General features: G+C 36.4%; 29 protein-coding genes. 20 read left to right on the top strand and 9 right to left on the bottom strand.

What is annotated here, in order from left to right; translation table 11 throughout:
- Positions 1 to 44: 44 nt before the first annotated feature.
- Both DCC35_RS16770 and DCC35_RS16765 read right to left on the bottom strand, forming a co-directional pair.
- Positions 45 to 1,046, bottom strand: coding sequence for an amidohydrolase family protein (locus DCC35_RS16770; RefSeq protein WP_137091895.1), 1,002 nt, complete (start codon positions 1,044 to 1,046; stop codon positions 45 to 47).
- Positions 1,047 to 1,197: 151 nt separating this feature from the next.
- A complete protein-coding gene (locus DCC35_RS16765; protein WP_137091894.1) occupies positions 1,198 to 1,794 on the bottom strand; it encodes a hypothetical protein in 597 nt (198 codons plus the stop codon).
- Positions 1,795 to 2,243: 449 nt separating this feature from the next.
- Between DCC35_RS16765 and DCC35_RS21340 the strand changes: the two genes are divergently transcribed.
- The 6 genes from DCC35_RS21340 to DCC35_RS16745 all read left to right on the top strand — a co-directional run bounded on the left by DCC35_RS21340 (position 2,244) and on the right by DCC35_RS16745 (position 7,359).
- The gene (locus DCC35_RS21340) at positions 2,244 to 2,819 is read left to right on the top strand and encodes a DUF21 domain-containing protein (RefSeq protein WP_246070061.1); all 576 of its coding nucleotides are present in this window, start codon (positions 2,244 to 2,246) and stop codon (positions 2,817 to 2,819) included.
- 14 nt (positions 2,820 to 2,833) lie between these two features.
- On the top strand, positions 2,834 to 3,112 hold the full coding sequence (locus DCC35_RS21335) for a CBS domain-containing protein (protein WP_246070059.1): 279 nt from the start codon (positions 2,834 to 2,836) through the stop codon (positions 3,110 to 3,112).
- A gap of 26 nt (positions 3,113 to 3,138) precedes the next feature.
- A complete protein-coding gene (locus DCC35_RS21330; protein WP_246070058.1) occupies positions 3,139 to 3,294 on the top strand; it encodes a hypothetical protein in 156 nt (51 codons plus the stop codon).
- 11 nt (positions 3,295 to 3,305) lie between these two features.
- The gene (locus DCC35_RS16755; protein WP_137091893.1) at positions 3,306 to 3,875 is read left to right on the top strand and encodes an acyl-CoA thioesterase; all 570 of its coding nucleotides are present in this window, start codon (positions 3,306 to 3,308) and stop codon (positions 3,873 to 3,875) included.
- A 164-nt stretch (positions 3,876 to 4,039) separates the two neighbouring features.
- A complete protein-coding gene (locus DCC35_RS16750; RefSeq protein WP_175402847.1) occupies positions 4,040 to 6,484 on the top strand; it encodes a TonB-dependent receptor domain-containing protein in 2,445 nt (814 codons plus the stop codon).
- 140 nt (positions 6,485 to 6,624) lie between these two features.
- Positions 6,625 to 7,359, top strand: coding sequence for a DUF3291 domain-containing protein (locus tag DCC35_RS16745; protein ID WP_137091891.1), 735 nt, complete (start codon positions 6,625 to 6,627; stop codon positions 7,357 to 7,359).
- Positions 7,360 to 7,388: 29 nt separating this feature from the next.
- On the opposite strand, the gene DCC35_RS16740 is transcribed toward DCC35_RS16745, so the two are convergent.
- Complete coding sequence (locus tag DCC35_RS16740; protein WP_137091890.1) at positions 7,389 to 8,639, bottom strand: NAD(P)/FAD-dependent oxidoreductase; 1,251 nt, start codon at positions 8,637 to 8,639, stop codon at positions 7,389 to 7,391.
- Between the two features lie 222 nt (positions 8,640 to 8,861).
- Here DCC35_RS16740 and DCC35_RS16735 point away from each other — a divergent pair, with 222 nt between their 5' ends.
- From DCC35_RS16735 to DCC35_RS16715, 5 genes are all read left to right on the top strand, one after another.
- On the top strand, positions 8,862 to 9,854 hold the full coding sequence (locus DCC35_RS16735; protein ID WP_137091889.1) for a cation diffusion facilitator family transporter: 993 nt from the start codon (positions 8,862 to 8,864) through the stop codon (positions 9,852 to 9,854).
- Positions 9,854 to 10,096, top strand: coding sequence for a hypothetical protein (locus DCC35_RS16730; protein ID WP_137091888.1), 243 nt, complete (start codon positions 9,854 to 9,856; stop codon positions 10,094 to 10,096). The genes DCC35_RS16735 and DCC35_RS16730 overlap by 1 nt, the downstream gene beginning before the upstream one ends.
- Entirely contained in the window at positions 10,074 to 10,787 is a 714-nt protein-coding gene (locus DCC35_RS16725; protein ID WP_137091887.1) for a hypothetical protein, read from the top strand. The genes DCC35_RS16730 and DCC35_RS16725 overlap by 23 nt, the downstream gene beginning before the upstream one ends.
- A 65-nt stretch (positions 10,788 to 10,852) precedes the next feature.
- Positions 10,853 to 12,544, top strand: coding sequence for a 1-acyl-sn-glycerol-3-phosphate acyltransferase (locus tag DCC35_RS16720; protein ID WP_137092683.1), 1,692 nt, complete (start codon positions 10,853 to 10,855; stop codon positions 12,542 to 12,544).
- Complete coding sequence (locus tag DCC35_RS16715; protein ID WP_137091886.1) at positions 12,522 to 13,601, top strand: NAD(P)H-dependent glycerol-3-phosphate dehydrogenase; 1,080 nt, start codon at positions 12,522 to 12,524, stop codon at positions 13,599 to 13,601. Before DCC35_RS16720 ends, DCC35_RS16715 begins: the two co-directional genes overlap by 23 nt.
- A 9-nt stretch (positions 13,602 to 13,610) precedes the next feature.
- On the opposite strand, the gene DCC35_RS22145 is transcribed toward DCC35_RS16715, so the two are convergent.
- Positions 13,611 to 13,835 carry a DUF2905 domain-containing protein gene (locus DCC35_RS22145; protein ID WP_137091885.1) on the bottom strand — a complete coding sequence of 75 codons (225 nt, stop codon included), beginning with the start codon at positions 13,833 to 13,835 and terminating at the stop codon, positions 13,611 to 13,613.
- 21 nt (positions 13,836 to 13,856) lie between these two features.
- Here DCC35_RS22145 and DCC35_RS16705 point away from each other — a divergent pair, with 21 nt between their 5' ends.
- Both DCC35_RS16705 and DCC35_RS16700 read left to right on the top strand, forming a co-directional pair.
- The gene (locus DCC35_RS16705) at positions 13,857 to 14,420 is read left to right on the top strand and encodes a DNA-3-methyladenine glycosylase I (protein WP_137091884.1); all 564 of its coding nucleotides are present in this window, start codon (positions 13,857 to 13,859) and stop codon (positions 14,418 to 14,420) included.
- Positions 14,421 to 14,555: 135 nt separating this feature from the next.
- Entirely contained in the window at positions 14,556 to 15,179 is a 624-nt protein-coding gene (locus DCC35_RS16700; protein WP_137091883.1) for a porin family protein, read from the top strand.
- 80 nt (positions 15,180 to 15,259) lie between these two features.
- Here DCC35_RS16700 and DCC35_RS16695 read toward each other — a convergent pair whose 3' ends face one another.
- Positions 15,260 to 15,808, bottom strand: coding sequence for an alpha/beta hydrolase (locus DCC35_RS16695; protein WP_137091882.1), 549 nt, complete (start codon positions 15,806 to 15,808; stop codon positions 15,260 to 15,262).
- A gap of 76 nt (positions 15,809 to 15,884) precedes the next feature.
- Between DCC35_RS16695 and DCC35_RS16690 the strand changes: the two genes are divergently transcribed.
- The 3 genes from DCC35_RS16690 (at position 15,885) to DCC35_RS16680 (ending at position 18,671) form a co-directional block, all read left to right on the top strand.
- Positions 15,885 to 16,847 carry a hypothetical protein gene (locus tag DCC35_RS16690; protein ID WP_137091881.1) on the top strand — a complete coding sequence of 321 codons (963 nt, stop codon included), beginning with the start codon at positions 15,885 to 15,887 and terminating at the stop codon, positions 16,845 to 16,847.
- A gap of 38 nt (positions 16,848 to 16,885) precedes the next feature.
- The gene (locus tag DCC35_RS16685; RefSeq protein ID WP_137091880.1) at positions 16,886 to 18,106 is read left to right on the top strand and encodes an NADH:flavin oxidoreductase/NADH oxidase family protein; all 1,221 of its coding nucleotides are present in this window, start codon (positions 16,886 to 16,888) and stop codon (positions 18,104 to 18,106) included.
- Between the two features lie 121 nt (positions 18,107 to 18,227).
- Entirely contained in the window at positions 18,228 to 18,671 is a 444-nt protein-coding gene (locus tag DCC35_RS16680) for a hypothetical protein (RefSeq protein ID WP_137091879.1), read from the top strand.
- 342 nt (positions 18,672 to 19,013) lie between these two features.
- On the opposite strand, the gene DCC35_RS16675 is transcribed toward DCC35_RS16680, so the two are convergent.
- Genes DCC35_RS16675 through DCC35_RS16665 form a run of 3 tightly spaced genes read right to left on the bottom strand, consistent with a single transcriptional unit; the run spans position 19,014 to position 21,930 of the window.
- Positions 19,014 to 20,201, bottom strand: coding sequence for a phosphoglycerate kinase (locus DCC35_RS16675; protein ID WP_137091878.1), 1,188 nt, complete (start codon positions 20,199 to 20,201; stop codon positions 19,014 to 19,016).
- A gap of 60 nt (positions 20,202 to 20,261) precedes the next feature.
- Entirely contained in the window at positions 20,262 to 21,221 is a 960-nt protein-coding gene (locus tag DCC35_RS16670; RefSeq protein WP_137091877.1) for an L-threonylcarbamoyladenylate synthase, read from the bottom strand.
- 1 nt (position 21,222) lies between these two features.
- Positions 21,223 to 21,930, bottom strand: a complete 708-nt coding sequence (locus DCC35_RS16665) for a tetratricopeptide repeat protein (protein WP_175402846.1) — start codon at positions 21,928 to 21,930, stop codon at positions 21,223 to 21,225.
- Between the two features lie 70 nt (positions 21,931 to 22,000).
- Here DCC35_RS16665 and DCC35_RS16660 point away from each other — a divergent pair, with 70 nt between their 5' ends.
- The 4 genes from DCC35_RS16660 to DCC35_RS16645 all read left to right on the top strand — a co-directional run bounded on the left by DCC35_RS16660 (position 22,001) and on the right by DCC35_RS16645 (position 24,358).
- Entirely contained in the window at positions 22,001 to 22,759 is a 759-nt protein-coding gene (locus tag DCC35_RS16660) for a sulfotransferase family 2 domain-containing protein (protein WP_137091875.1), read from the top strand.
- Between the two features lie 69 nt (positions 22,760 to 22,828).
- The gene (locus DCC35_RS16655; RefSeq protein WP_137091874.1) at positions 22,829 to 22,993 is read left to right on the top strand and encodes a Lacal_2735 family protein; all 165 of its coding nucleotides are present in this window, start codon (positions 22,829 to 22,831) and stop codon (positions 22,991 to 22,993) included.
- A 3-nt stretch (positions 22,994 to 22,996) separates the two neighbouring features.
- A complete protein-coding gene (locus DCC35_RS16650; RefSeq protein WP_137091873.1) occupies positions 22,997 to 23,704 on the top strand; it encodes an SDR family NAD(P)-dependent oxidoreductase in 708 nt (235 codons plus the stop codon).
- 6 nt (positions 23,705 to 23,710) lie between these two features.
- Positions 23,711 to 24,358, top strand: a complete 648-nt coding sequence (locus tag DCC35_RS16645) for a flavin reductase family protein (RefSeq protein WP_246070056.1) — start codon at positions 23,711 to 23,713, stop codon at positions 24,356 to 24,358.
- Between the two features lie 45 nt (positions 24,359 to 24,403).
- Here DCC35_RS16645 and DCC35_RS16640 read toward each other — a convergent pair whose 3' ends face one another.
- The gene (locus tag DCC35_RS16640; RefSeq protein ID WP_137091872.1) at positions 24,404 to 25,738 is read right to left on the bottom strand and encodes an ABC1 kinase family protein; all 1,335 of its coding nucleotides are present in this window, start codon (positions 25,736 to 25,738) and stop codon (positions 24,404 to 24,406) included.
- Positions 25,739 to 25,744 lie beyond the last annotated feature (6 nt).

The raw sequence follows: 25,744 nt of genomic DNA, 5'->3' as shown, positions 1-25,744 counted from the left end.
GGAATCAATTATTGATTCCTTCTTGCTTATAAATTTATATCGCTTTATTTAGAAGCCATTTGTTTATGTTCTTTTATTGTTTCATCGGAAAGATTCAGGAATCGTGCAGCATTATTATAGAAAATATCTTCTTTCTGTTCTAGGGTCAAATCTGAAGAATTTAGATTGTGTATTGCTTTTTCGATCATACTGGTAAATGCCATTTGATCACTTCCAAACATTATTCTTTTTTCAAAACCCGCATCGACAAGTTCTTTAATATAAGAATGGAATTCGGATTCTTCGAGTACCCAGGAGATAACTCCTACATCGACATACACTTGTGGATGTGCATACATCAATGCTTTCATTTCATCTGCAAAAGGCCATCCGGCATGCATAATATATATAGGTACTTTAGGGTGACTGATCAAATGTTCTTCAATTAATAGCGGCCTTGCATGTGAAGCCCTAGTTTTAGGATATGCGAAGTATACTCCACCCGGCGGGCCACCTGGTAAAATGTGAAATGCAATAGGAATATTTAGTTCTTCTGCCAAATCAAAAAGAGGTGTTATTTTTTTATCATCGGGTTTAATACCCTCATAATTTGGAGCTACTTCACCGATAACATCTAATTCACCAGATTTATGCCATGCTCTTAATGTATCCAGTGGAATTTTAGTTGGGTCGGATATTATCTGACCACTGATAATTTTTTCCGGGTGCATCTTTAACCACTTTTTAATAGTCTGATGAGTTGGGGGAGAAAGCATGATCTTAACAATATTATGCTTTCTCATTATATCCGCAGTTTCTTTTTCGTGGCTGGTAACGTCTTTAGAACCGATATATTTATCTCCGGTTGTCGGATTGACCATTTCGCCAAACAAAGGGTTCGGCTTACTATAGGCATGCATATGCATGTCGATAATCGGACCGGTATAGGTTTTAGAGGATTCTTTCTCAGATAAGTTTTCAGAGTCTTTGTTTGCTGTAGTTGGAGTACAGCTTTGCAAAAGGCTAATGCAGGCTATCGTAAGGATAGATTTAATGATTGATTTCATGGTATAAGGAATTGCTCTTAATATTAATTTACAGAAAAATAACCCCAGAGTCAAATAGCTATTAATAGCTGCGATATAATATAAAAAGAAAGGAGGGCTCCATGTAACCCTCCTTCGTTCTAACCAAAAAATCCGCAATTATGAAAAAATATTACCAACTGGTGTAGATGCCGCCGCTAACTCTTACATGTCCGCCTGAGCGACCTCCCCCACGTCTTGAATATCTGTAGTCATCGTCATCATCCCAATCGTCACAATGATCGCGATCATGTCTTTTATGCTTCTTGTGTTTATGTTTATGTTTATGATGTCCATGCCCACGACCCGGATGTTCTCTGAATACCGGGTGATTTCTTCTATGAGAATCACAACATGCTCCGTATCTTGGCTGGTAAACTCTTTGATAATACACCTCATGGAATCCACAATGATTACCACAGTGATGCCCGTGCATTGGATTTGCTCGTAGTCTTCTTTCTCTTACTACACGACCATAATCATCGTAAGTCACTTCGAAAAATCCACGTCTTCCCTGTAACACTACTGTGAAAAACAAATGGCCATGATCCCTGTATCTATTTGTATGAATCCAATTGTATCCTCTGAAGTCATATGTGATTGAACGAGCGACTCTTCCCGGAACACCCCACTCATGAGAAACTCCGAATGATGTTACAAAATGCTGGGCCTGCAATTCAGAAGCGAATCCAAATAAAACCAGCGCGATAAAAAGTATTGCTTTTCTCATAGCTTTAAAAATTTGATTCATTATGGTAGGAACAATCGTCGTGCCAAAAATCTATTTTTCTTACATTTAAGTTTTTATTAAGGTAGTTAAATGTCTGATAATCAGTTTGTAAATTTCTTTGAAAATTACCCCTGAAGATAAGGTTATGATTATTTTCGAAACAATATTCCAGCTTGTAGGTTCATTGTTTGAATTAAAATTAAGAGAGGTGAAGAAGTTATATATAAAAAGCATTATGATCATGCTGGGATATCCATATTCCAATACCCAATCAAGAATTTTCACAGATTTGTCTCAAAAAATCTGTTAACCCTTTCACAAATACAACGGGAAGTATATGATCAACTAAACAGAAGAGATGATTAAAATTTAGTAGAAAGTGCAGTATCGGATTTATTTTTTAAATTGCCCTTAAATGAATCCGATAATAATTCTATTTTAATCAATATATGTTTCTTTTGTTTTTCTATCTGGCCCTGGCGCTGGGTTTTTCCTTTTTATGTTCTATTCTTGAGGCTGCCTTATTGAGCATTACTCCAGTATTCGTTAAAGCCAAAGAACAAGAGGGAGCAGCTTATGCCAAAGAGCTAAAGCTATTAAAAGAAAATGTCGACAAGCCACTTGCAGCAATATTATCATTAAATACCATAGCTCATACTATAGGTGCAGCCGGTGTAGGTGCCCAAGCCAGTATTGTTTTTGGAGAGGCCTATTTCGGAATTATTTCTGCTATTCTAACAGTATTAATATTAATTTTTTCAGAGATTATTCCAAAATCACTAGGTGCAAAATACTGGAAATCTCTTGCTCCATTTGTATCAAGAACATTAAAGATACTTGTAGTTTTGATGTTTCCCCTTGTTTGGATTTCAGAACGAATAACTAGATTAATGGGGGAGGAGGCCATGTGGCAGCTCCGGGAAGAGAAGATATTGCTGCAATGGCAGAGCTTGGTACAGAAGCAGGGATATTCGATAAAAGTGAATTTAATATTATTAATAACCTTATCAGATTTAAATCAATAAAGGTTGAAGATGTAATGACTCCTCGTACTGTTGTATTGGCAGCACCTTCTACAATGACAATTCAGGAGTTTTTTGATAAGAAAAGTTTTTTGAAATTTTCCAGAATTCCCGTTTTTAAGGAGACAATAGATCATGTCACTGGTTTTGTATTAAAAAATGATGTCATGGAAAAGCTTGCTCATAATGAGTATGAAGCTAAGTTGTCAGAGATCCAGCGTAATGTATTAATTGTTTATGAGCATCAGGCAATCCCACAGGTATTCGAACAATTATTGACTAAAAAGAACATATAGCCCTTGTTGTTGACGAATATGGTGGAATGGCCGGGATTGTTACACTCGAAGATATTATTGAAACTTTATTAGGTCTTGAAATTCAGGATGAGCTGGATAATACAAAAGACATGCAGCAGCTAGCCAGAAAAAAATGGGAGGAACGTGCCCGCCAGCTTGGTATATTTCCTGATGAAGAATAAAATAAACTCTTATGCCCGAAAATAATCTCGAACCCAGATCCGTAAAATACTCTGTAACTACCATTACCGAATTAATGCTACCTTCTTCCGCTAACTTCGGAGGAAAAATCCATGGAGGATATTTATTGTCTATGATGGATAAAGTTGCTTATGCCTGTAGCAGCAAGCATTCAGGGGCTTACTGTGTGACAGTTTCTGTAAATGCGGTGGATTTTTTACTACCTGTTGAAGTAGGTGACCTGGTTTCGATGCTGGCATCGGTTAATTATGTAGGGAATACCAGTATGGTTGTCGGGATAAAGGTTATTGCAGAAAATGTGAAAACGGGAGAAGTCAAGCACACCAACACCTCATATTTCACAATGGTTGCTAAAAATGAACAGGGAGAAACTGTTAAAGTGCCACCTCTATTACTCGAATCACCTATTGATGTCAGGAGGTTTGTGGAATCAATAAAAAGACGCAAGCTAAAAAAGCATATTGCCGAAACAATGGACGAGGAAAAGAAGACTTTCGACCTGGAAAAAGAACTTTCTCATCTCAAAGATCAGCGGTGTGTTTTGTCTGATGATTTAAGCTGATTTTTAGAACAGCCCTGTTCGAAGATGTAAACCACCTGTACGATTTTGAACACTCTTTTATAATGTTATATTTTTTAAATAACTGATTATCAGTTAATTAAATAAAATTTTTCATTTGGCATGAATCTTCTTGTATATCATGTGAACACTTAAATCGCATGATTATGAATCGAGAATTACTTAATAGACCCTTTTTATTTTTAGCATTATTTCTATTATGCTTCGCAGCCAATGCTCAGCAGGCAGGCAAAATTTCGGGAAAGGTAACAGACCAGAATTCTCAGCCGGTCCCTTTCGCTAATGTAGCAATTTTAAATCAAACAGATTCTTCTTTAGTTACCGGAGCGGTAACCAATGAGAGTGGTGAATTTGCAATGGGTTCACCTAAAACAACTGGTACTTATATAGTTCGACTTAGTGCAATTGGATATGAAAAGAAATATTCCAGGCCATTTAAAATCGAAGGAGAAGGATATTCCAAGCACTGGTCAAATCTGACTCTTCCGGAAGAAACTCAAAATCTTGATGGTGTCGAAGTAAGAGCGACTCGACCATCTGTAATCGTAGAGGCAGATAAAACGGTTGTTGATATTCAGAACTCAGCCCTTACTGAAGGTAACACCGCTTTAGAAGTTCTGGAAAAATCACCTGGGGTATGGGTAGACCAGGATGGTAATATCCAACTAAACGGTAAAGCTGGTGTTCTGGTAATGATAGATGACAGGCGTACATTTATGAGTGCTAAAGAGCTTCAGTCTCTTCTTAATTCAATGTCAGCAAATAATATAAAATCAATAGAATTAATCACGAATCCATCTGCAAAATACGATGCTGAGGGATCTGCAGGGATAATTAATATAAAATTAAAAAGAGGTATCGACACAGGCTTTAATGGTAGTGTGAACCTTGGTTACAATTATAACGAGCGCAATAGTTATAACGGTGGAGTTAATTTCAACTATAAAAAAGGAAAGGTAAGTTCATTCTTGCAGGCTGATTATAGCCATAGAGCTCGCTGGAGAGAACTAACAATGCGTCGTGAATTCATCACCCAGGGTGAAGGTCAGTACATGGAGCAATATGCATATAATGAACATACATTTGATAATATCAACTTGAACCTTGGAATGGATTATGATATCAATGACCGTCATTCTTTAGGTTTTATGGTGAAATCATTCAATAGTGATGGTACCATAGGATTTGATGTTGAAACTTTCAATTTTGGAAGTAATGAGTTCCCCGGGTTTGTACAGGCTGACAATGATATGAATGACAATACCCAAAATAACTCTGTCAACTTCCATTATATAGCTAAATTAGATACTAATGGTACTAAGTTGAGTGTTGATCTTGATTATGTAAACAAAGTAAGTGAGGATTTTGGTTCATTCAATAATGAAGTTTATACAAGCAAAGGCGGAGAATTCTTAGTTGAAGAGAATTTTAGAAATATAAATCCGAACAAATTTGATATTTATTCTGCTAAAGCTGATTTAACTAAGCCTTTTGGTAAAGGGAAAAGTCTGGAAGCAGGTGTGAAGTTCAGCCAGGTTGTATCAGATAACGAAGTCCGTTTTGAAGCATTAACTGATGGTCAATGGGAATTAGATCCTACGCGTTCAAACCACTTCATTTATACTGAAAACATTTATGCGGCATATGCAAGTTATGGCTTCCCTCTTACTGAAAAAATCAGTGTAAAAGCCGGTTTGAGATATGAACATACTGTAGCTGAAGGTGAGTCAGTAACTTTAAACCAGGTAAATGACAGAAGTTATGCAGGATTTTTCCCAAGCTTATTTGTTAATCACAATGTGAGTGAAAATTACCAGGTTGGATTTAACTATAGCAGAAGAATAAACAGACCGAACTACCAAATGTTAAATCCTTACTTTTTATACATTGATAGGTATACAGTAGCTACTGGCAATCCGAATCTGCAACCTGTATTCTCTCATAATGTAGAGTTAAACCAGACGTTTAAAAAGAAATATATCTTCGGTTTAGGATATAATAAATCTGAAAATGTGTTTACAGAAGTACCTCAGGCTGATGTGGATAGTAGATTAGTTGTGTTCAGCCCGAGAAACCTAGATGATGCTCATGATGCATATGCCAGATTAATTTTACCAGTTGATGTAAAAGATTGGTTTTCAATAAATAATGTAGCAGTTGTTTCATATAAGCAGTTTAGCAGTGTGATTAACGATGAAAAGGTAGTAAATGAACGTTTTAACACTTATTTCCAGTCCAGGTTTAGTTTTGTGTTACCTAAAGGATTTAAAGTGGAATTGTCAGGAACTTATATTGGTCCAAATGTTTGGGGTATCTTCAGAATGGATGAACAAGCATGGGCCGACCTGGGAGTGAAGAAAAGTTTATTGGATGACAAGCTTACATTAAGTCTTAATTTTAATGATATTTTCCATACTCGTCAGTTCCAGGGGTCGTTTGAATTACCAGATCAAAGCACAGATATCGGAAACAGATTTTCTTCTCAATCATTGAATTTCACAGTCAGATACAACTTTAGTCAGGGAAAACAATTCAGAGTAAATACAAACAGAGGTAATCTTGAGGAATTAAATCGTGCAGGTGGTAATTAAGAAAGTTGATTGCGATACCCTTGCAAAAAGCCGGATTCTGAGGAGTCCGGCTATTTTTTTTACATTTAACAGGGTTAAAGGTTTTTATTTTATTTTTATTTGATTTTAAGCTCTATCTTAACCTTCAGATATAATTATAAATGAAAGAAATTACTGCCATTACTTTTATGAGATTTCCTGATTTTAAAAGTAAGTATAAAGCACTTACTATGATGAATGAGGGACATCAGTACTTAGCTGATGTGAGCGGTCTCAACTTCTATAAATTAATGGGTAGTGGAAAAGGGAATGGATTTAATCCTTTCCCTGATTGGTCTGTGTATTGCCTGTTGACCAATTGGAAAGATACAGAGTCAGCAACGGAATTTTTCAAGAACAGTTATTTTTTCAAACACTACGATCAATATATGTCTGAAAAATGGACTGGTTTAATGAAATGTGCCAAATCAAAAGGTGAATGGTCAGGGAAAGAGCCGTTTACACCTGATCCGGAATTTTCAGACCTTTTGGAAGAAGAACCAGTTGCTGTATTGACCCGTGCGACGATTAAGACTTCAAAACTCATTAAATTCTGGTCTTATGTACCGCGATCCAGCTACGCCTTAAAAAATAATTCGGATATTGTATTTTCCAAGGGAGTGGGTGAAATCCCGGTAGTTCAAATGGCTACCTTCAGTATATGGAAGAATTTCAAATCAATGACCAATTTTGCCTATGGATCCAAAGGTCACCAGGGAGCAATTAAAAGAACTCATAAGCATAATTGGTACAAGGAGGAACTCTTTGCCAGGTTTGTTATTTTTGATACAATAGGAGAGTTTTCGGGTATAGATCTGAATATAAAAGACAGAAGCACCATTAATGGGGGCAATTAACGGTGCTTCAAGTCAACCAACAAAACAAATCACATTTTACCTTTCAGCATTTTATTCCAATAGAGGTATGGTAATCCGTATTTCTTAAGTATCCATAAAAACCAACTTTCTTTAGCTGTATTTAAGAATTTGCTCAAGAGTGGATCGCTATCACGAACATTATTGTATTTGAATTCAGCCAGGACCATTTTACCATAGCCTGTAACTAAGGGGCATGAGCTGTAGCCTTCGTATCTCGGGTTATCCAAACTGTTGTTTTTGATCAGGTTAAGGATATTTGCAACGACAACCGGGGCTTGCTTACGAACTGCTGCACCAGTTTTTGCAGTAGGCAGGGCAGCTACATCTCCCAGCGCAAAAATATTCGGATACCTTAAATGCTGTAGAGTTTCAATGTCAACATCAACCCATCCTGCACCTGGTCCTTCTTTTAATGTCAAAGGCGAATTTCTAATAAAATCCGGAGCACTTTGAGGAGGTGCAAGATGAAGCATATCAAAAGGTATTGCTACTTCATGATCATTCAGTAGCTTTTCTCCGATAGCGCCGTCAGGAATTACGCTATCGTCTGTATTAACTTTGAAGTATGCAGTGTTATTATCTGCATCTATTCTGGACAGGACGTAGTGAAATTTTGTATTGATATGATATCGATCTATTACTTCATTAAGTGTGTCAGCAAAATCTTTAACACCAAAAATCACTCCCCCGGGAGAGGCAAAAATCACATTAGTTTTTTCTGCCAGTCCATGTTTCTTAAAATAGTCGGAAGCCAGGTACATGATCTTTTGAGGAGCACCACCGCATTTAATTGGTGTATTGGCCTGGGTGAAAAGAGCGTTTCCACCTTTAAAATTTTTAATGACTTTCCAGGTGTGCTCAGGATCAGTGTAATTACTGCAAACAACACCTTTATCGAGTGCTTCAGCCAAGCCGGGGATGCCATCCCTGTTTATCTGAATACCCGGAGCAACAACCAGGTAATCATATGCTAACTGCTGACCATTCTTTGTTTGTACCAGATTATCTTCCGGATCAATAGTTTCAGCATAGTCTTTGATCCAATTTACACCTTCGGGAATATACTCTTTTTCTTCCCTGATGGTGTTTTTCATATTAAAAGTACCGGCACCAACCAAAGTCCAGGCGGGTTGGTAAAAATGCTTATCAGAAGGTTCAATTAAACCAATATTTAGTTTTTGGGGTGATTTTCTTACCAGCTGAGCTGCTGTCATTATTCCTGCTGTTCCACCCCCTATTATAAGAACATCGTACTTCATCTTTTTAGCTGTTTTGTTTGATTACAATTAAGCATTTTTTTCGATTGGAAACTGTGATAATTATCACCCACAATAATGATTTAAGAAGAAGTTTGACTAAATCTGAATAGTTTCTCAAGTGGTTTGACAGTACTTATACATAAAGACTTTTATTTAGCTATGATAACCAATTGCTATAGTTTATATTCACTACAAAAATATTTTCGAGAATAACCGGGTTTGATGGCTAAAGATCAAAAGATACTTTCTTTTCAAAAGACAATTCTGGCAGTTGGCGTACTGTTAATGATCATTAAATTCATAGCCTTTTATTTTACCGGTTCGAATGCCATATTATCTGATTCCCTGGAAAGTATTGTTAACGTACTTACAGGTGGTTTTGCTTTGTATTCATTATATCTGGCTCAACAGCCAAGAGATCTGAATCACCCTTATGGTCATGGAAAAATAGAGTTTATTAGCGCTTCGATAGAGGGGACGCTAATAATTATAGCTGGTCTGATGATCATAGGTAAGTCTGTATATAATCTTTTTGTACCACAGGAATTAAATGATCTTACCATCGGTATCTGGCTGACAGTCATCGCTGGAACAGTAAATGGTATAATGGGAAAAATCTCAGAGCTAAAAGGTAAACAAATCCAATCTCCTACTCTGGTTGCTGCAGGAAGGCATTTGTTTTCTGATTTTCTTTCCAGTATCGGACTCGTTTTGGGTTTACTTCTTATTTATTTTACAAAAATCTACTGGATTGACAGCGCTATAGCAATCGTTTTTGGCCTGATCATAATATTTTCCGGATACAAAGTGATCAGGCACTCTGTCGGAGGGCTAATGGATGAAGCCGATGAGGATGTACTTGAAAGTATAGTAAATACCCTCGATAAAAATCGCAGAGATAAATGGATCGATGTTCATAACCTTAGGACACAGCGTTTTGGTCATTTGGTACATGTTGATGCTCACGTTACTTTGCCATATTATTTGACGCTTAAGGAATCTCATGAAGAGTTGAAAATAATGGATGACCTAATTTCCAGGCAGTTTCGGGAGACTGAGTTTTTTATTCATGCTGATCCGTGTATCCCAACCAGTTGTCCTGTTTGTCGTATATCTGATTGTCCGGTAAGACACGCTCCTTACCAGGGAACAGTTATCTGGAAAGTTCAGGACACGTTGAAAAACCGTAAGCACACAGTAAAAGATCTTGATTAATGAGAGTAATAAAAGAGTTTTTAAGTAATAACATTAGGTACAGCGTTTTCACATGGAATGAAAAGTTTTTATTAAAAGCTGAAAAAGGTCCGTTGGAAGTAACGCTGAAATTCAATGAGCTTGATCTGCTTGGCGAACCGGATTGGGAGAAATTCGTAGAGGGTAATTTTTCAGACCAGGTAAATAAACAGTTTGATCAACTAGGAAACTTGTATAAAGATGCGCTTCAGGAATTGGGATAAAAAAGTCACCCATACTCCACCGGAAAAATCTTTTCCTGTTGCCGAGCTTAAATGGATGGATGGATCAAAGCCCGGCTATATCCGGTTATTCACCAGGCATCTGGAAATAGAGCGCCGAAATGAAAAACATCTTCACGAAATAAAAAGCCTCAATGGTATTCAGTTAGTGAAGGGCCATTACTTAGGTTTTATCTGGGCAGGAGGTGTGTTGGCATCACTTTCAATGGTGGCATTATTTACCTATTATGACCATCCTCTTTTAATGATCAGTTTGTTTTTTGTCGGTATAATGTTGATCTATATTGGTGGAATGGGAGGTCCGGCAATTCAATTAAATGAACCGAAGAACCCTACGCTGGTTTTGCTAAAAAAGAGACCTGCAGATTTTCAGAAGCTTATCAAAGCATTTTATGCGATAAAAAGGCAATCATTAACTGATGTTGATTCACTCTGGTTGCCATTGACTGATGAAGAATTGGCAAATCTGGAGACTAATGGTGAGGTTGAATTAAAAGGAAGAAGAGAATTGCTGATCAATCCTCTAAGAAATGGACGTGACCAGGTATTAATTAATTGGCCGGTCAAAGATGTTTTGATAAGTATGAAAGGTAATAAATTGGATATTGCGGTTAAAGATTTTAAATTAAGAAAGACCCAGGTAAAACAATGGGTTTATTCGGCAACGTCGTGAATTTTCAACATTAGTTGATTAATTTAAAATGTATATATTTGCCGGTTGAATCTGATAACTATTATATGCAGTCAGACGAATCAATACGTCAGGAAAGATATAAACCAATAATACCAGCTCCACGAAAATGGCCTGTTGTACAGTTAAGTAAGAACAGCAAGCAATTTATCGAAGAGGTGATCGATGACACCTTTGACAGGATCAAGGAGGTCAAGTCTACCCGTGAAGAACTGATCGAAGAGCTGGAAACAACATTATACAGGGAAAAACTCAGAGTAAAAAGAAATCCATGGAAGGTAGATCCGCCGGATGATTCTGAATTCTGGGCCGGGTTAAGGTCTGAACTTGCTTCAATCACTGGAAACCCTGATGATCCTGCAGTTGATGAGAAACTTGACGAATTACTTAAAACCATTATTTCGAGGTATGCAAATGAGATTTTAAGTAAGTTCAAACCAAGTTCTTACCGATTTGCCCGTTCATTTGTCAAAACCGGCTTTACCAGGTTATTAAATGCTACACATGTAAAAGGCTGGTCAGCTTTATGGAGTAAAAAATATACACTCAACGATCAACTGCATATAGTTGGTGAAACTGAACATATCAGAACCCTCGCACAAAAGGGAACAATTGTTCTTCTACCCACACATTTCAGTAACCTTGATAGTATTTTGATCGGGTGGGTCATCCATTCGCTTGGATTACCTCCTTTTATTTACGGGGCAGGGCTTAACCTGTTTAATATTGGAATAATTGCTTATTTCATGAATAGCCTTGGGGCATACAAGGTAGATAGGAGGAAGAAAAACCTTATTTATATAGAAACCCTGAAAACCTATTCTAATGTAGCTCTTCAAAAGGGAGTACATAGTTTATTTTTCCCTGGTGGAACAAGAGCCAGATCAGGACATATTGAGAAAAAACTTAAGCGTGGTCTTCTTGGAAGTGTGATTGATGCACAACGGATCAATTATGAGAAATTCCCTGAAGAGAACAGGAAGATCTTTGTAGTCCCTGTTACGATTAATTATCATTTTACCCTGGAAGCTCCGGCTCTAATCAATGATTATTTGAAGATGATGGGTCAGGAGAGGTTCTACGTAGAAAATGATGAATATGCCACTTCATATAAAATCCTGAAGTTCCTCGTGAAGTTTTTCACGAAAGGTTCCAGCATTTCCGTATCTATCGGAAAGGGGATGGATGTTCTGGGTAATTACGTGGATGATGATGGTCATAGTTATGATAAGAACGGACAGAGGATCTATACGCGTGAATACTTCATGCATGATAAGAAGATCGAAAGAGATGACCAGCGTGATGCTGAATACACTAAAATATTAAGTGAAAAAGTAGTTAAGGAGTTTCATAAAATTAACCGGGTATTTTCTTCTCACCTGGCAGCTTTTACTGCTTTTAAAATATTACAAAAGAAACATCCGAAGCTTGATTTATATAATCTTTTAAGACTGCCTGATGAAGATCAGGTGATTCCTTATGAGGAGTTTAAAAAAGAATTTATTTTTTACCTGAATTATTTGAAAGAATTAAATGAGAAAGACGAAGTTGGATTTGCCAGTCACATGAACCAGGATGTTGATAAAGTAATCAAGCATGGTGTGGACAACGTTGGAATGTACCATGCCAAAAGGCCATTAATATTTACCAAATCTGGAGATATTACCTCTGAAAATCTTAATACACTTTTCTATTATCATAATAGAATGATGGGATATGGACTCGAAGATCTCAAATAACGATATACAACCAGTTGCTGTTCTCGGGGCCGGAAGTTTCGGGACTGCTGTGGCTAATTTGCTCGCTGTAAATAGCCCGGTTTACCTCTATGCCCGTAAACCAGAGGTAGTGGAGGAAATGAAAAGTTCGAGAGAACATAATGGTGTCAGACTTCATGAAAGAATAACACCTACGAATGATCTTCAGATGGTGGTCGAACAATGCACGACATTGTTTCCTGTAGTTCCTTCATCTGGTTTTCGTGATCTCATCCATAAAATCGCACCAATGCTTCATCCTTACCATGTGTTAATTCATGGTACAAAAGGGCTTGATGTACAACTTGAAAGTGATATTCCTTTTGAAGAACAAAGGATTACAAAAAAACAAGTGAAGACAATGAGCGAGGTAATCAGGGATGAAACGGTCGTGGTAAGAGTTGGTGCACTTGCCGGACCTAATCTGGCCACGGAACTCGCCCAGGGCTATCCTGCAGCTACTGTAGTAGCCAGTCCGTTTAATGAAGTTATTCAGGAAGGTATTCGATTACTTAAAAATGATAAATTTCAGGTTTACGGAAATCGCGATATCATCGGAATCGAATTATGTGGTGTCCTTAAGAATATTATTGCTATAGCATCTGGAGGCATTGCCGGAATGGGAATGGGTGAAAATAGCCGGGGGCTTCTTGTCAGTCGGGGTATGATGGAAATGATGCATATCGGTAAATTTTTCGGTGCAGAACCTGAAGCATTTATGGGGTTGGCAGGAATTGGAGATATGGTGACCACTTGCTATAGTACTTATAGTAGAAACTTTACTGTTGGTAATCGACTGGCAAAAGGGGAATCTCTTCAAGATATTCTCAATGATATGGAAGAGGTTGCTGAAGGAGTTAATACAATTAAAATTGTAAAGAAGTTAACAGAATCTGCTGGTCTACGTGCTCCGATAACAGAAAACCTCTATCGTGTTCTTTTCGAAAATCAGCCGGTAAATGAAGCGATTGACACACTGATGAAATATCCGTTTAATATTGATGTTTCTATGCCTGATCGCATTTCAGAAGCAACTTAAATTCAGATATCAGAACAATTTATTTATTAATCTTAGAATTACGGTGATCAAAATACTTAAAATGATCATGGTGGTTATAGGGATGTATATTTTGGTGTTCCCTTTATCTATCTTAATGTCTCCGGGTAAACTACCGGGAGTGGGAATTTTATTTCCAAAAAAATAAACCACGATTCCAATGATCATAATAATAATTCCGATGATCAAGATTATCTTTCCGTATTGTTGATGCATAATTAATGTTAATAAGAAAGCATGAAAGAACCAAAACGATGCGAGTGGTGCCTGAGGGATGAAATTTATAAGGAATACCATGATAAGATTTGGGGTAAGCCTGAGTATGATGATAAGAAACTCTTTGAATTTTTAATTCTTGAAGGAGCACAGGCCGGTCTTTCATGGTACACAGTACTTATCAAAAGGGATAATTATCGAAAGGCATTTTACGATTGGGATATTGAAAGGATTGCAGGTATGACCGATGAGGATGTTGAAAGATTGATGAATGATAAAGGTATTATCAGAAATAAATTAAAAATTCAAAGTGTCATAATTAATGCCCGTGCATATCTTAAGCTAATCGAAAAAGAGAGTTCATTTAGTGAGTTTCTATGGTCTTATGTAGACGGAAAACCGGTGATTAATCATCCGGAAACTTTAGAGGAAGTTCCTGCATCAACCTCTGTTTCTGATAAAATGAGTAAGGATTTGAAAAAGGCAGGATTTAAGTTTGTTGGATCGACTATTTGCTACGCATTTATGCAAGCAACCGGAATGGTGGATGATCATATAATCGACTGTCATGTTAAGGCTTACTAGTTAATATTTAGATTAATAAGGTTGAGGGCATATATTATTTTTTGAGAAAGGGATTACCATTTGAGTTTTAAAGGTATAAACCATGGAAATCTATTTGTGAATTAGAAATAAGAATTAGATTTAACTTTTTACAGTATGAAAATTAGAAAGATATTTTTTGCTTCACTTGTATTACTATTTAGTGTATTTATTTCTAAAGCCCAGTCTGCTGGTGCTGGAATTAAAGGCGGGATAAATATGACCAAGTTAACAACTGAACAACCTTCAGATTATGATTTTGGTTATTATGGTGGTGTATTTTTAAATCTTCCGGTAAATAATACTTTCAGATTACAGCCAGAACTTATTTATACAAAATATGCTACAACTTCGTCATACGAGTCACTTGGTGTTACATATACAAATGATTATGAAATGAATGCTATTCAATTACCAATTATGGCACATTTCCATTTAGGAGAGATGATTTATTTTGAAGCAGGTCCTCAGGCAAGCTTTTTAGTAAATCAAAAGGTGACTCAAACTGTTGATAGTTCAGTAGGAGGCGGTACATCTACTACAGAGGAAGACCTTTCTTACAAAGAAACAGAATGGTATCTGAACTTAGGGGGTGGATTAAGTCTTCCGTTTGGCCTTCAGGTGAATATACGTTATAACCTTGGACTAAATAATTTAAATGAAGATAACTCTGATGATGGTGAAGTGAGAACAAGGATGTGGCAGGTTGGTGTTGGATATAAATTTGGTTCAGGAAATTAATACTAAATATCAATATTAATTATAAGGCCACAGACTTTGTGGCCTTTTTTATTTCTGGTTTTCTTTAACAGGATCATTACTTATACAGAATTAACAATCTTGTTTACTTCTGCAGAAACAATTACATGGTCTAATTGATGCCCCTGGTTATTTATTATACTTATTTCTGAGGAGTTTAGAAATTTATTTATCAGATGAAGTACTTCAAAATCGATAATATCATCATCAGAACCACCTACGATTTTAAGTTTTCTGTAATTTAATTTTTGTTTTTTAATAGCTTCCTTAAGCCGATCAGTTTCGGGTGGAAAACTGGGTCTTTCCTTTAGAGCCAGTTTGCCCAGAACCGGGGAAAGTAACAAAATGTTAAAATCTCTGATTGACAATCCTATTATTGCATGCAAAATTAAATAGGCACCCATAGAATTAGCAATTACAACTCTGCCACCAGAGAGATAAAAAGATTGTAATAAGCTTTTGATCTGAGATAATTGATCGTTGAAATTCTGGTTCAAAAATTCATCATTGATTTCTATTGCTGTGAGGGTATACTCATCATTGAGCTTTTTCCCTAGTCCATTCTTAATAGATCCGTTATAACCAGTTAAATAGAATATTTGGTTAATCATTGAAAAGTTTAATCATAAAAGTAAAATATTCATATTTAATTTCATAAAATTAGGTACAAGCCAATTAAATCCTTGGATGTTTAACTCTCTTAAATCAAAATTAAAGAAAATAATCCTTCTTGAACATGAAGCTATAAATTCCTTATATGAAGAAGATATTAAGCGAAAAATTATTTTTTCAAATATAGTTTTTCTATCTCTCCCTATAGTTTATGCAATTTTTATGGCTGTCGATTATCAGGTATACCTAATGCCTTTCGACGAAATGCGTTTTGATCAACTTGTTGTACCGATTATTATATTTATTTGTCTTTCAGGATTAATATTAAATTATTATAATAGAATATTTTTATCACGAATAGCCTTCATAATTTCATGGCCAATTTTGCTTCATCTCCTTCCAATCATACTGCTTAAATCTCCAAAAGATTATTTTTTTGCATACCCAGCTGGTATAATTTTTCACAGTATTTTAATTCAATTGATGTTCTCAAGGCCAAAAGAACCTTTTTTATTTTATCCATTATTATTATTGAATTTTTTGCTCCTAATTAACATCTCATTTGTATTGGAATTGTATGATTCAGATTTTGACATACCAGATCAAATGACTGGAGATAAATATTATTTATATGATGGAATACTGTATTGGCTATTATTTAACTTAGTTATATTTTATATACAAAAAGTGGTAGAAGGTTTTATTGATAGATTAAATTCTAGTAAAAGTGAAATTGAAATTAAAAAAAATCAATTGGATGAATTGAATAGAAATTTAGAAGTTGCAGTCAAAGAAAGGACAAGTGAGCTTGAAATTCAAAATGAAAGATTAAAAAAACACGCTTTTTACAATGCTCACTTATTGAGAGGTCCATTTTGCAGGGTTTTTGGGTTAATAAATCTTCAAAAAATTTATCGAGATAATAAGATGGATCATGCAGAAATAGATGAAAAATTATTTCCAAGTTTGCATGAACTTGATACCAGGATAAAAGAAATACAAAGAATATTAGAGAAAGATAATTTATCAAAAAAATAATTTTTTAGAATAATTCTGAGCTTTAGCATCTATTTTCAATGAGCATAAAATTAAATTCTTCTATTACACTTCCCTGCGGAGCGGTTATAAAAAACAGATTAGTAAAATCAGCGATGACTGAACGTATCAGTGATGTTGATTTTAGTCCAACCAGAGGTCATGAAAGATTGTATTCAGATTGGTCTGATACTGGAGCTGGGCTTTTAATATCAGGAAATGTGGTAATCGATCGCAACCATCTTGAATCAGCTGGTAATGTATGCTTTGATAGTGAAGAAATGATACCAAAACTAAAGAAATGGTCAAAGGCGGGGACTAAAAACGATAATCATTTCTGGGTACAGATATCTCATTCAGGTCGTCAGACTAATATTTTTAATGCAGTTCGTCCAAAGGCACCTTCTGAGGTTCAACTAAAAAAACTTGGCTTGTTTGGTAAGCCCAGGGAAATGTCAGAAGAAGATATTGAGCAGGTTATTAAAGGTTTCGTCAGGGCAGCAGATATTGCTAAAAAATCCGGATTTACAGGTGTGCAGATCCATTCTGCTCATGGGTATCTATTAAGCCAGTTTTTATCACCCAGAACTAATCAAAGAAATGATAAGTGGGGTGGGAGCATAGAAAACAGGAGTCGTTTACTTAGAATTATTATAGAGAAAGTCCGGGAAACTGTCGGACCAGAGTTCCCTATTTCTGTAAAGCTTAATTCATCAGATTTCCAACGAGGTGGATTTACTGAGGAGGATTCATTGTGGGTGGTGAAAATGCTGGACGAATTGAATATTGATCTTTTAGAAATATCCGGTGGAACCTACGAGAAACTGGCTTTCTTTTTAATGAATGAAGACCAAAAGGAAAGTACTAAAAAAAGGGAAGCCTATTTTATTGATTTTGCTAAAAAAATCAGGGAGGTTAGTAACCTGCCTTTAATGATTACAGGTGGTTTCAGGTCTTATGACTTTTGTAATGAAGTGTTGTCCTCGGGAGAGCTTGATCTAATCGGTATGGGTAGGCCATTTATTACCAATATGCATCAGATTATGGGATTTATTAATGGCGACGTTGATCACCTAGAAAACCTTGTATTAAGGACTGGAATTAAAAATTTCGAAGATGGGGCGGAAGGAGGATTCTATGCTAGGCAATTGATCAGACTCTCAAAGGGTAAACCGTTTAAATTGAATATGAGTCCACTCTGGTGTTCCTCATTTTTGATAATTCATGAGTTTAAAAAGGCAATGGCGAAAAAGATGTTTTGATAAAAACAGACAGGTAGATTTGCCTGGATCACGATATACATTTCATAAAATTGGTAGGATTTTAAAAATATAATTTGAAAATTCGCTTTTCAACTATGTATTAATTCCAATCCAATCAACCATGAATATTTTATACGTATTAGCATTTTTCGGTTTTTTTCAAAATAATAATGATGTAATCGAAAGATATATTAAGCATTTAGAATCAAAAGATCAGTTTACTCTAAGCGATTTACAATCCGACAAAGAGCTATTATCAATCTTAGATAAGCGATACACTGATTATCCTTCTGAAGTCGACTCTGTAGTAATTACTGTATTTAATAATACCTCGCAGAAAATTAAAGAAGCAAAGCGGAACAATCAGAATATAAGCATCCTTAATTTTGAAGAGGTCAAAAATGCTTTTCCGGAGTATGAGGTTTTGCATAAAGAAGAAGCAGCAGAGGTTTACTTTATAACTGCTAATAACCAGATTGTTTCTACTTTGATGATAAATAACAATAAGATCTGCTCTGTGATGATTATGAGTAAAGGAGAATCATATAAAAGCTTTATTTTTTGATTTAAGTAGTTTATTAATCAAAAAAGAATTAAAAATATCTAGGATAAGCTAGGTTAGCTGGATAGGAATTTTACATTTATTTTGCAGTAATAAAAAATGATTTTATGCCTTCTTTTGTATTGAATAAGAGAAAAATTGAGCAAATAATCATAACAAACTATATTAATTGGCAAAATTTGAAGAATATAGCGGTAGGGATTTAATAATGAATCACGATTTTCAGGAGATAGTTCCTTCTGATGATTTTTTTGAAAACTATAACAATTATATAAGAGAACTATAAATAAAAAGGCCACAATCTAATTAGTCATGGCCTTTTAAGTTTTTATATTAATTCCATGTTTAGCTATTCAAAGCAGCTACTCCCGGTAAGGTTTTACCTTCCATATATTCCAGTAGTGCTCCGCCTCCGGTAGAAACATAACTTACATCATCTCCGAAGCCAAGACTATTAACCGCAGCAGCTGAATCACCACCACCGATTAATGAAAATGCACCACCTTTGGTTGCTTCAACAACGGCTTCAGCGATAGTAAAAGTTCCCTTGTTGAAATTGCTCATTTCAAAGACTCCCATCGGACCATTCCATAAGATCGTTTTGCTGTCTTTAATGATCTTAGAAAAAACTTCTCTTGCCTGTGGACCAATGTCTAGTCCCATCCAGCCTTGTTTGATATGGCCATTTTGCATGATTTCAATATTGGCATCATTTGAAAAGTCGTCTGCACATACTGAATCAAATGGCAATTCAAGATTCACATTTTTTTCTTTGGCCTTCTGGATCAGTTCTTTAGCAAGGTCCAGCTTGTCTTCCTCAACAAGTGAATTACCAATCGTTCCACCCATAGCTTTAAAGAAGGTATAAGACATGCCTCCACCGATGATCATGTTATCCACCTTGTCGAGTAGCCTTTCGATAATAAGGATTTTATCAGAAATTTTAGCTCCACCCATGATTGCCGTATATGGCTTATCAGCTTTGCTTAAAACTTTTTCAGCATTTTCAAGCTCAGCCTTCATTACATATCCACACGCTTTTTCGTCAAAAAACTGTGCTATTACTGCTGTGGATGCATGTGCTCTGTGAGCAGTACCAAATGCATCCATCACCCAGATATCACCTAATTTCGAAAGTGATTTGGCAAATTGAGAATCACCTTTGGTCTCTTCATCGTGAAATCTAAGGTTTTCAAGAAGTAAGATCTGGCCAGGCTTAAGGTTATCTGCTTTTTCTTCAGCTTCAGATCCGATACAATCAGAAGCAAATTCCACTTCGGTATCAAAGATCTCTTTTAATCTTCCTACTAGGTGCTTCAGAGAAAATTTATCCTCCGGACCACTTTTCGGACGACCGAGATGGGACATTAAAATTGCACTTCCACCATCATTAAGAACCTTTTTTATAGTTGGAACTGCTGCCTGGATCCTGTTCTCATCAGTGATCTCTTGCTTATCGTTTAAAGGCACATTAAAATCAACTCTGATAAGAGCTTTTTTACCTTCGAAGTTGTAATCTTCAATTGTCTTCATGTGTTAGTGTTTTTACAGATCGTTTTATGTGCAGGGGGCACAGTAAATTTCAGGTTGTTGTCAGGATTGTGCCGAAGCACGGCTCAGGCGGTCATTTATAGCCTTTCCAAGTCCGGTGTCGGGCACTCTCTCTGCAATAATAGTCTCAATGGGACTATTATCCAATTTTCTCATCAAAGAAAAAAGATTGGCAGCGGCCTCATGCATATCTCCTTTTTTGCTCAAGGCAAAATGGTATGGATGGCCGGTTTCCATCGGTTCAAAGGTCAGTACTCCTACTTTTTCTCCCGGATGATCTTTTAATAATTCATCAATCTCCCCAAGGTAGAATTTCTTTTTTGGAGCATAGTGACTTTTTAACATGCCGGGAGCTTGCGGATTAGAAGAGCTGTGTGGCATTATTTTAACCTTGCCGATCACGTCTTCAATTTCATCAATACTAAGTCCCCCGAGTCTTAAAATTACCGGTTCTTCATTATCAAATCCGATAATAGTAGATTCAATCCCTACTTTACATTCACCCCCATCAAGTATGTAATCAACCTTTTCAGCCAACTGGGCAGCTACATGTTCTGCAGATGTCGGACTGATATATCCGAAAGGATTTGCACTTGGGGCTGCAACGGGAAAATCAATTTGTGACAGCAGTTCACGAGTTAACGGATGGTTGGGCATTCTTACCCCAACAGTCGTGAGTCCACTACTCACAATATCCGGGATGATATTTTGTTTTTCCAGTACTAAAGTCAATGGCCCGGGCCAGAATTTTTCAGCAAGTATACGGGCTTTTTCAGGGATATGAGTAGTAAAGGAACTGACTTTATCAAGTGTGTCGGTATGGACAATCAGTGGATCAAAAGAAGGGCGTTGCTTTGCTTCAAATATCCCGGTGACAGCTTCAGGATCAAGCGCATTGGCTGCAAGACCATACACAGTTTCGGTAGGAATAGCTACCAAACCTCCTTTTTTAAGGACTTTAACTGCTTTTTGAATGTCTTTTCCTGTTTCTGTCCTGCCCATATTATTTTTCGCAATATTCGTTTATCGCCGCTTGTGCCTCTGCAAACCCCAGGTTTTTAGCCCTGTTTAATAACCGGCAGCCTTCATTTTTATCGCCCTTATTTATCATTGCATAACCCATCCAGAAATTAGCAAAAGGAAGTTCGGGGTCCTGGTTTAATGATACTTCAAGTGCTTCAAGTGCCTCATCAAGTCTGTATAATGCGATCAGGCTCTTGCCTTTATTTGCATAGGCCAATGCATATTCAGGGTTTATCTCGATTGCTTTATTAAAATCTTCCAGAGATTGCGGATGAAAGCCAAGTTTTTGTAATACTGCTCCTCTGTTATTATAAATATCGGCTATTGTGCTGTCAATTTTTATTGAACGCGAATAATCCTGTACCGAGGCATCAAAGTTTTCAAGCTCTCTTCTTGCATTGCCTCTGTTATAAAAAGCCCTGTAATCAGTACTGTCATTAGTGATTGCTTCTGTGAAATATGCTTCGGCTTTTTCAAACTCACTCTCTTCAAAAGCAATCACACCCCTGAGGACTAATGCATCATAATTGTCTGGATTTTTTTCAAGTGCATTTTCCAGTAACGGCAGAGCATCACCCATTCTCCCTTCCTGCATTCTTTTCCTTGCTTCACTGACTAGTTCTTCTTCACTTGCACTACATCCGGCAAGAATAATTATAGCAAATATTATTTGTATCAGATTTTTCATTTTCATAAAATTTGCTGCAAAATTAGAGGGTAAAATGCCAGCTTACAATATATACTGTTAATTTGTGTCAATGATTAAGTGGTTGAAGTTTATATTTTTACTGTTCAAACACGGGAAGTGTGAAAAATATCTTTCTGCTTATGACAGTAAATCCACTACCAGTGGCTGGAAACACAGTGTTCTGACCATACCCTATCTGGGTTATTTTTTGTATCAGCTTAAATATATTTTATTTCATAATGCCTCTAAACGGGCAAGATATCTGGAGCCACCAAATGCAGATTTTATTTATTACCGTATTCCTAAAACAGGCAGTACTTCGCTGATCAAATATCTGCTGGAAAAATATTATGATTTTAATCTTTCCGGAAATTCAGGTGATATTAACAATATTGCTGATAAGAAATTGTCTGTGATAGTACGGAATCCGGAGAGAAATCTTATCACCGTCATCAGACACCCAAAAGAGCGGTTTATCTCTGCTTATACTAATATCTCTGAAAGTAGCGATCCGTATGTGTTAAAAAACTATTTATTTGAAATTCTTCCAAAGGGACTAGAAATTAATGAGGTATTGAAAAGAATGACGTTGATACCTAAACGACTTTTAGATGATCACTTTCAATCTCAATCTTATTTAATCGATATGGCTTTTAAACTTCCCCAGGTTTATAAGATTGAAGAAGGCCTGCAAAAATTACCCATCATTGATGCGGATCGGTTTACTTTTCCAAGATTGAACGTAAGTAACAAAAAGAATTCACTCTCATCAGATTCGGAAAAAATCCTTAAAACCTATTATAAACAAGATTTTGATCGTTGGTATTAATTCTGTTTAATTATTACCCATAAAAGTTAAACAAATTGTGTTTTAACTGGTTTGATTAATAAAAACGATATGTTCGGATTATTCAAAACAGACCCGGTTAAAAAGCTGGAAAAAGAACGCAAAAAGCTTTTAGAGAAAGCTTACAAATTATCTCATTCCGATCGTCAGGCTTCAGATGAAATGATGGCGAAGGTGAATGAGTTAGAGAAAAAAATTGATGAATTGAAAAAATAGATTATGGCTGATAAGAAAACTATAGCTGTTATAGGCGGAAGTAGTGGCATCGGACTTGCAACTGTAAAAATACTTGCTGAGGCAGGTCATGATGTACATGTTTATTCCCGAAGTTTTGATGAAGAAATTGATAATGTTTCACATACTGAGTTAGATGTAACTGATGATGAGATAAGCGATGAAATATTTCCTGATAAACTTGATGGACTCGCTTACTGCCCGGGGTCAATTAATCTTAAACCCTTTCAGTCTTTAAAATCAAAAGATTTCGAATCGGATTTTAATATTAATGTGCTGGGTGCAATGAAAGTTTTAGGTGCAGCGATGAAAGCACTGAAGAAGGGTGATGATTCTTCCGTCGTCCTTTTTAGTACAGTAGCTGTTCAGACAGGAATGCCTTATCACACATCCGTAGCGGCTTCCAAAGGGGCGATTGAAGGAGTGACAAGAACACTTGCAGCAGAATGGGCTCCTAAAGTTCGAGTAAATGCGGTTGCTCCAAGTTTGACAGATACTCAAATGGCCTCTCAATTATTATCAGATGAAAAGAAAAGAGAGACAGGAGCAAAAAGACATCCTTTAAAACGAGTAGGTGAACCTGAAGATATAGCCGAAGCTGTTGCTTATTTATTATCAGGAAAAGCTTCCTGGATAACCGGACATATTTTTAAAATAGATGGAGGAATGGGTTCCTTACAAATTCCCAATTAATAAGTAATGAAAAATGCACTGATGATAGATCGCTTGTCTATTGTGAAAATGGACAAGCGTTTTCGTACTAATCTTATAAATTGCTTATCAGGATTCAAATCCCTGAATTTATGCGGAACAATCAGTTCAGAAGGAGTGACCAATGTAGCACCCATTAGTTCTGTTGTTCATATCGGTGCTGATCCCCCTTTACAGGGTATGATCATCCGACCGGTTTCAGTACCCCGACATACCTATCAAAATATAATTGAAACTGGTTATTACACTTTAAATCATGTATCAAAAGAATTTTATAAAGCAGCCCATCAATCGGCAGCCAGATATGATAGTGAAGATTCTGAATTTGAAAAAACAGGTCTCACAGCAGAATTTCTAAATGATTTTAAAGCCCCATTTGTCGCTGAGTCGGTTATTAAAACCGGGTTTAAACTGATCGAAGAGATAGATATTAGAACAAACGGGACAAAAATCCTTATTGGCGAAGTAATTCAAATACATGTGCCGGAAGGTATCGTTGGTGAAGATGGATTTTTAGATATACATAACGCCGGTAGTTTAACAGTTTCTGGTTTGGACGGTTATTATCAGACAGAAAAAATAGATCGTCTTTCCTATGCCAAACCCGATAAAAAATTAGAAAGTTTAGGTTTATAATAGATTAAAAGCTCCCAATTGGGAGCTTTTTTTATTGGTTACTTTTTAAGCTTCAGATATTTCAGTTTTATTTATGAATGTGGTTGTGTCCACTGTTGCTCCAAGCATATGCAGGAGGCGGTATAAGCCGAAATAGGTTCGGTTTATGTAAATGGCATGCCTTGAACCTCTGGCGGTGCCGATCTTTTTAAGTTTTTTATCCTTGCTCAATGCCTGACCGGTATTGTTTATTTTTTCAAAATAACTCCGATCTGAAAAATCGAATCTACCTGCGATGATTGGTTCAGCAACCATACCGATTATTTCCCGATACACTTCAATGAGATATTTTTTTGTATCAGCAGTATCGTTTTTTCTTATTATCTCCAGTTCGATTAAATATTTCTCCAGCATTTCATCATTATCCAGTACTTCCTGGTTGATCAATGCGAAGAAAGAATTGTAAAAGTGCTCCGGAATTTCTTTTGTACATCCGAAATCAAGTACACCCAGATCACCTTTGCTGGTTATTACAAAATTGCCCGGATGTGGATCAGCATGGACGATGCCTAACTGATGTACCTGGTAATTATAAAAATTCCACAAAGCCTGACCGATCTGATCTGCTCCTGCACGGTCAGTGCCTTTGTTCTTTTCAATATAATCTTTTAAAGAAGGGCCTTCGAGCCATTCCATCACAAGTATTTTCTCTGAGGAAAGATCTTTTTTGAACTCCGGAAAGACTACTCCGTCCAGGTGATTACATTTTTGAGAAATGTATATTCCCTGGCTTAATTCCTGTACGTAATCTGTTTCCTCTATTAATTTTGATTCTACTTCTTTTACGTAGTAGTCCAGATCTTTTAATGAAAGATTCAATAATTTGGCGGCTAATGGTCTGGCTATTTTCAAATCTGACTGAATACTGTCTGCTACACCTGGATATTGAATTTTCACTGCGTAATTTTCATCGCCAATTGACGCTTTGTGTACCTGGCCAATTGAAGCGGCATATTTAGCTTCTGCACTAAAGTGATCAAAAATTTCTGAAGGCTTTTTACCCAGATACTTCATGAAAGTCTTTTTGATCAAAGGACCACTTAACGGTGGGACTCGATTTTGACTCAATGCAAATCTCTCCTGGTAAGCCATTGGCAACATTTGGTCTTCCATTGACAGCATCTGTGCCACCTTTAATACCGAACCTTTCAACTCACTTAAAAGTCCATAAATATCTTCAGCATTAGCTTCGTCAAGAGATTCCTGGGTTGCTTTACCACCAGTAGCTTTTTTGGCATAATGCTTTACATAATTGCCACCTACCTTGAATCCTGTACTCAAAAATTTACTAGCCCGCTTTACTTTTCCGGCGGGAATACTATCCTGTCTCTTCTTTGTCATCTGCAC

It is taken from the genome of Mangrovivirga cuniculi (genome assembly GCF_005166025.1).
Classification (GTDB): Bacteria; Bacteroidota; Bacteroidia; order Cytophagales; family Cyclobacteriaceae; genus Mangrovivirga; species Mangrovivirga cuniculi.
The sequence above is the reverse complement of the archived record's forward strand: the minus strand, read 5'-3'. Positions and strand labels throughout refer to the sequence as shown.

What these genes read in the sequence shown, in the direction of transcription:
- DCC35_RS22145 (WP_137091885.1), bottom strand. Translation starts at nt 13,835, where the DNA reads ATGCATCAACAATACGGAAAGATAATCTTGATCATCGGAATTATTATT.
- DCC35_RS16650 (WP_137091873.1), top strand. Translation starts at nt 22,997, where the DNA reads ATGGCTGATAAGAAAACTATAGCTGTTATAGGCGGAAGTAGTGGCATC.
- DCC35_RS16765 (WP_137091894.1), bottom strand. Translation starts at nt 1,794, where the DNA reads ATGAGAAAAGCAATACTTTTTATCGCGCTGGTTTTATTTGGATTCGCT.
- DCC35_RS16665 (WP_175402846.1), bottom strand. Translation starts at nt 21,930, where the DNA reads ATGAAAAATCTGATACAAATAATATTTGCTATAATTATTCTTGCCGGA.
- DCC35_RS16705 (WP_137091884.1), top strand. Translation starts at nt 13,857, where the DNA reads ATGAAAGAACCAAAACGATGCGAGTGGTGCCTGAGGGATGAAATTTAT.
- DCC35_RS16755 (WP_137091893.1), top strand. Translation starts at nt 3,306, where the DNA reads ATGCCCGAAAATAATCTCGAACCCAGATCCGTAAAATACTCTGTAACT.
- DCC35_RS16695 (WP_137091882.1), bottom strand. Translation starts at nt 15,808, where the DNA reads ATGATTAACCAAATATTCTATTTAACTGGTTATAACGGATCTATTAAG.
- DCC35_RS21340 (WP_246070061.1), top strand. Translation starts at nt 2,244, where the DNA reads ATGTTTCTTTTGTTTTTCTATCTGGCCCTGGCGCTGGGTTTTTCCTTT.
- DCC35_RS16725 (WP_137091887.1), top strand. Translation starts at nt 10,074, where the DNA reads ATGCGCTTCAGGAATTGGGATAAAAAAGTCACCCATACTCCACCGGAA.
- DCC35_RS16720 (WP_137092683.1), top strand. Translation starts at nt 10,853, where the DNA reads ATGCAGTCAGACGAATCAATACGTCAGGAAAGATATAAACCAATAATA.
- DCC35_RS16645 (WP_246070056.1), top strand. Translation starts at nt 23,711, where the DNA reads ATGAAAAATGCACTGATGATAGATCGCTTGTCTATTGTGAAAATGGAC.
- DCC35_RS16740 (WP_137091890.1), bottom strand. Translation starts at nt 8,639, where the DNA reads ATGAAGTACGATGTTCTTATAATAGGGGGTGGAACAGCAGGAATAATG.
- DCC35_RS16715 (WP_137091886.1), top strand. Translation starts at nt 12,522, where the DNA reads ATGGACTCGAAGATCTCAAATAACGATATACAACCAGTTGCTGTTCTC.
- DCC35_RS16690 (WP_137091881.1), top strand. Translation starts at nt 15,885, where the DNA reads ATGTTTAACTCTCTTAAATCAAAATTAAAGAAAATAATCCTTCTTGAA.
- DCC35_RS16700 (WP_137091883.1), top strand. Translation starts at nt 14,556, where the DNA reads ATGAAAATTAGAAAGATATTTTTTGCTTCACTTGTATTACTATTTAGT.
- DCC35_RS21330 (WP_246070058.1), top strand. Translation starts at nt 3,139, where the DNA reads ATGGCCGGGATTGTTACACTCGAAGATATTATTGAAACTTTATTAGGT.
- DCC35_RS16770 (WP_137091895.1), bottom strand. Translation starts at nt 1,046, where the DNA reads ATGAAATCAATCATTAAATCTATCCTTACGATAGCCTGCATTAGCCTT.
- DCC35_RS16750 (WP_175402847.1), top strand. Translation starts at nt 4,040, where the DNA reads ATGAATCGAGAATTACTTAATAGACCCTTTTTATTTTTAGCATTATTT.
- DCC35_RS16730 (WP_137091888.1), top strand. Translation starts at nt 9,854, where the DNA reads ATGAGAGTAATAAAAGAGTTTTTAAGTAATAACATTAGGTACAGCGTT.
- DCC35_RS16655 (WP_137091874.1), top strand. Translation starts at nt 22,829, where the DNA reads ATGTTCGGATTATTCAAAACAGACCCGGTTAAAAAGCTGGAAAAAGAA.
- DCC35_RS16675 (WP_137091878.1), bottom strand. Translation starts at nt 20,201, where the DNA reads ATGAAGACAATTGAAGATTACAACTTCGAAGGTAAAAAAGCTCTTATC.
- DCC35_RS16660 (WP_137091875.1), top strand. Translation starts at nt 22,001, where the DNA reads ATGATTAAGTGGTTGAAGTTTATATTTTTACTGTTCAAACACGGGAAG.
- DCC35_RS16640 (WP_137091872.1), bottom strand. Translation starts at nt 25,738, where the DNA reads ATGACAAAGAAGAGACAGGATAGTATTCCCGCCGGAAAAGTAAAGCGG.
- DCC35_RS16680 (WP_137091879.1), top strand. Translation starts at nt 18,228, where the DNA reads ATGAATATTTTATACGTATTAGCATTTTTCGGTTTTTTTCAAAATAAT.
- DCC35_RS16745 (WP_137091891.1), top strand. Translation starts at nt 6,625, where the DNA reads ATGAAAGAAATTACTGCCATTACTTTTATGAGATTTCCTGATTTTAAA.
- DCC35_RS16735 (WP_137091889.1), top strand. Translation starts at nt 8,862, where the DNA reads ATGGCTAAAGATCAAAAGATACTTTCTTTTCAAAAGACAATTCTGGCA.
- DCC35_RS16685 (WP_137091880.1), top strand. Translation starts at nt 16,886, where the DNA reads ATGAGCATAAAATTAAATTCTTCTATTACACTTCCCTGCGGAGCGGTT.
- DCC35_RS16670 (WP_137091877.1), bottom strand. Translation starts at nt 21,221, where the DNA reads ATGGGCAGGACAGAAACAGGAAAAGACATTCAAAAAGCAGTTAAAGTC.
- DCC35_RS21335 (WP_246070059.1), top strand. Translation starts at nt 2,834, where the DNA reads ATGACTCCTCGTACTGTTGTATTGGCAGCACCTTCTACAATGACAATT.